Source organism: Sphingomonas sp. 66-10, assembly GCF_001897045.1.
GTDB lineage: Bacteria > Pseudomonadota > Alphaproteobacteria > Sphingomonadales > Sphingomonadaceae > Sphingomonas > Sphingomonas lycopersici.
On record NZ_MKRR01000155.1, the window covers coordinates 1 to 3,600 of the forward strand.

Annotated in this window: 5 protein-coding genes; 2 read left to right on the forward strand and 3 right to left on the reverse strand. The window is 64.5% G+C overall.

Going from position 1 to position 3,600, the window contains the following annotated elements:
* On the forward strand, nt 1-208 hold a 208-nt coding region (locus tag BGN95_RS23915), incomplete at its 5' end, for a helix-turn-helix domain-containing protein (RefSeq protein WP_286774248.1).
* 10 nt (nt 209-218) lie between these two features.
* Here BGN95_RS23915 and BGN95_RS23920 read toward each other — a convergent pair.
* From BGN95_RS23920 to BGN95_RS23930, 3 genes are all read right to left on the reverse strand, one after another.
* Nucleotides 219-845 (reverse strand): immunity protein CdiI family protein, encoded by a 627-nt coding sequence (locus BGN95_RS23920; RefSeq protein WP_286774249.1) that lies wholly within the window; start codon nt 843-845, stop codon nt 219-221.
* Nucleotides 846-992: 147 nt separating this feature from the next.
* A complete protein-coding gene (locus tag BGN95_RS23925) occupies nt 993-1,556 on the reverse strand; it encodes a hypothetical protein (protein ID WP_286774250.1) in 564 nt (187 codons plus the stop codon).
* Nucleotides 1,553-3,133 carry an AHH domain-containing protein gene (locus BGN95_RS23930; RefSeq protein WP_286774251.1) on the reverse strand — a complete coding sequence of 527 codons (1,581 nt, stop codon included), beginning with the start codon at nt 3,131-3,133 and terminating at the stop codon, nt 1,553-1,555. The genes BGN95_RS23925 and BGN95_RS23930 overlap by 4 nt, the downstream gene beginning before the upstream one ends.
* Nucleotides 3,134-3,391: 258 nt before the next feature.
* Here BGN95_RS23930 and BGN95_RS23935 point away from each other — a divergent pair.
* A partial coding sequence (locus BGN95_RS23935) for a hypothetical protein (RefSeq protein ID WP_286774252.1) occupies nt 3,392-3,600 on the forward strand: 209 nt, incomplete at its 3' end.

Genomic DNA, 3,600 nt, shown 5'->3' on the forward strand with positions numbered 1-3,600 from the left:
GGCCATGGAGTCACTGACCGCACGCGAGCGGCAGGTGCTCGCGTTGGTCGCGGGGGGTCTGACGAACGCGCAGATCGGAGCCCGTCTGTTCATCAGTCCCAAGACGGCATCGGTCCACGTCTCGGCGATTCTGTCCAAGATCGGCGCCGGCAACCGGGCAGAGGCCGCCGCCCTGTTCGCCGCTGCCAACGGCGGATCGCCCCCGTGATCACCGCCGGTCAGCGATCGTCGCGGTCGTAGTCGGACTCACGTCGCGCACCGGCCCGGAAGACGATGGTGCACGAGCTCAGTTCGCGTTGGAGCAGACCTGCTGCCCGAAGTCCCCTCGCACGCGTGCGGCTGTCTCCGAAGGGCATCCCGACACGTTGCGTGAGCTGCCGCCACGCGATGATCGCTCGCGCGGTGTCCGGGCGTCCACCCATTGCGGCGACAGTGGCCGACTCGGTGACCCCGCGTTCCGACCGGTCCACCGCTGCTCCCGCCTGCTCCCCGGCGAGGAGCACCGCGGGATGTCCGGGCAGACCCGCGTGCTCGAGAAACGATTCCCGCCCACCGCACCAGATATCCACATCGTCGCCGAGCTCGATCTGCACGCGCACAGCCAGATCGAAGGACCGCATCCGGTGCTGGGAAGCGCGCTCGGGTGACCATGCGGTCTGCTCAGACTCCCCCAGCGGATCGGCCGTGGCCTCGTCGTTCCAGTCCCGGAGATCCGCGCGCAGTTCGCGGCTCAGCCCCAGCTCCTCGGCACTCGCCAGGCCGACCTCCGTCTCCGAACGCTGATGCCAGAGCGGACAGTCGTCGACACCGTAGTCGGACATGAGCTGAAGAACGCGCTGCGCCATCGTGTCAGCGTATCCGCGACTCTTCGCCCACGTCACGTGGGTGTCCACGAGCGAATGCGTCAGGACGGCCGAGTCGTCGAGCCGTGATTTTGATCTCGGCCCGACCCCCATCCTTCGGGGGCATTACCCCGCGTTCGCTCCCAACCCCTACTCGGCAGATTCCTTCGGGTCGGCGACGCGGGCGCGCATCACCGTGAACCCGGTGAGCTTCGCACGACGCAACGCCCGCATGATGTCCCCGTTAACGATCAGTGTGCCGGAATGCTGCGGCCGCGTGATGAAGGAGATCCCTTCCATCTTCTCCGGCGAGAGCACCCACGCGATCGGCAACCCCGATGGACCCCAATCGGTCCGCTCCACATCGAGGATGTCCCGCTCGCCTGGGAAGTGCGGGATCCACCGAGCCTCCTCGGTCCCATCCGCGTTCCGCAGCGTCGCAGGCAGCCACTGAACCTCATCCACCTCCGTCAGGAACTCCTCTACCACCTCACGAAACGCACCCGACAACAACGGAACTTGACGAGACCCCCATACCCAGTCCGGAGCGAGAGTCTCACGACCCCGCACCCAAGCCGCCAGGGGCGGATCCTCGATCAATCCAGACCTCCAAAGCTGATGGCTGAGGATACGAGCCGTGTGATCGACCTCGGGCTCGTCAGGCTTCGCGACACCGAATCCTTCGCGAGCCATAAGCAGGTAGTACGGGGTCATCGTCTGCACTTCCAATACGCGAGCCGCGTTATCGTGGGGTCGGCTTCAATCCTGTCCGAGATCCACTGTTTGAACAGGCTCCTGAAAGTAGCGACATCTCCATTCGCCACCTGATCCGCAATTTCGACGTTGTCCATCACCCATTGGTGATACTCCTTCGGGTGCGGACCCCTATGAGGGACCGCGATCACGTTCAATGTGGTGTCCGTCACGGAGAGCCCGTACTTCCCGAGGATCTCATTAAAGTCCTCCGCCCAGTCGCCGTATTGCGTTGCGACGTGGTGGAGCTGAACGGGCATCGCGTCTATAAGCATTTGCGCGGTTGACGGGTCCATGCAGTTCGGTGGCGGCTGGATTCCTCCGCCTGCGGGATCCGGCTGGGGGGCCGGGGCGTTCGCGTCGGGAGAACCTGCGTCGAGGCACGATCCGTCGAACGCTACCGAGTCGCAGTCGGGATGTGGCGATGACGGCGCAGGCTCAGAGTCAGCGGCCGTAAGGGACTCGACAGCCGATATGGCTTTCCCCAGTCCTCCGAGCCGTGCAATCATTTCGAGAGCGCTCCGGACACCCCCGTTCATGCACACCAGGGTTACGTCAGGGACGCTGCTCCCGGTGGCGTGCGTGCGGACTTGTTCACCGAGTGCGAGACAGGCACTTTCCGCGCCTAACCTCTGTTCGAGTTGGAGCGCGAGAGAGGCTACCGAGGTCGACCCGAGGAGCGCCTGATCTCCGAGATTCGTCGCACTCACTGGTCCAGCCGAGGCCACCACGTCCCCCTCAAAGGAAACGATCCTGGCCCAGATGGATCCCATGCCCCCGTTCGTGAGGTCTATGTTTCCGCCGCAGCTATCCGAGAGCACGGAGGTGCAGGTCTGCACGACCTGTCCGCCCGAATTGATGAATTGGATCGAGTACAACGACGGCGGAACGGGTTCGCTGGCGGTCGCGACCACAGGTGCGGAGGTCGCACCCGCGGGCATGACCGGTGTAGGCGCGGTCAACGTCAGCGCCCACGCTTTGCGCGCAATCGCGAAAGCACCGGTCTTCGCCCAACTGGAATCTGGGATCGCATTGTTCACCACCTCCGCGGTGAACGACTCAGACTGACCAGGAGCGAGGAGAGCCGTCGACGTGCAGACATCGGTGTTCGAGCACGACCGTCTCACCGAGCCAGTGTGGTCCCGAATCCAGATCGAGTAGTCGCCCCGAACCTCTTCGCTCGCTGTGGCCGTGACATACGCCCGATCGGACGACGCGGGCACAGTCACACGGTCGGAAGAAAGCTCAAGCGACCACATCCCTCTGCGAACGCTCAGCGGATCGGATACACGCAGCGCGACATCAGGCGAATCGGAGCTGACGATCTGAGAGCGGAACGATCTCGCTCCGCCGGGTTCCAGAGAAACCGAAGTGGTGCATACCGCCACGGAGAAGCACGTCCGCTGAATAGCCCCGGACCCGTCCAGGATGACGATCGAGTATCCGCTGCCCACCTCCTCGCTGGCCGTCGCTGTGACATACGTGCGCTCAGTCGAGGCAGGCAGCACCGTCGCGTCTGCGCTCATCGACAGTGACACGGACGGACCCGTGGCCGCCGCCGGAGTCACCGCCCCAAGGACGACCCCGCACACGACAGCCACCGCGGACAATGCCCGCAGCGAGAGTCGACGAACTCGTCCCGCATGATGAACCTCAGCGCCCCGAGCCGAATGCCTGGCCGCCTCAAACCTTGGGGTAGTCCCTGAAGTTCCCATGAGGAATAGCATTACGCAAAGTGAACATCAGCTCGGACATCGACTCCCCGCGCATTGATGCACCCCGAATGCGCGCGACCCGTGAGCGACGTCACGATTGTTCACTGCCGCGAGGTCAGCCACGGACTCAGCGCAGTCGTCCTTGATCGCGAGTGGTCGTCGTTGAGACTCTGGGGATGGCCGATTCCCGCCATCTGGCAAGGCGTGACCGGCGCAAAATCGGCACATGACGCGTGGCCGCCTCGTACGCTGGCGGTCGGGGCGGGACGCGAAGATGAGGCCGGCGACTC

Coding starts and splice junctions, on each gene's coding strand:
- BGN95_RS23920 (WP_286774249.1), bottom strand. CDS start 845: ATGGCGCAGCGCGTTCTTCAGCTCATGTCCGACTACGGTGTCGACGAC.
- BGN95_RS23925 (WP_286774250.1), bottom strand. CDS start 1,556: ATGACCCCGTACTACCTGCTTATGGCTCGCGAAGGATTCGGTGTCGCG.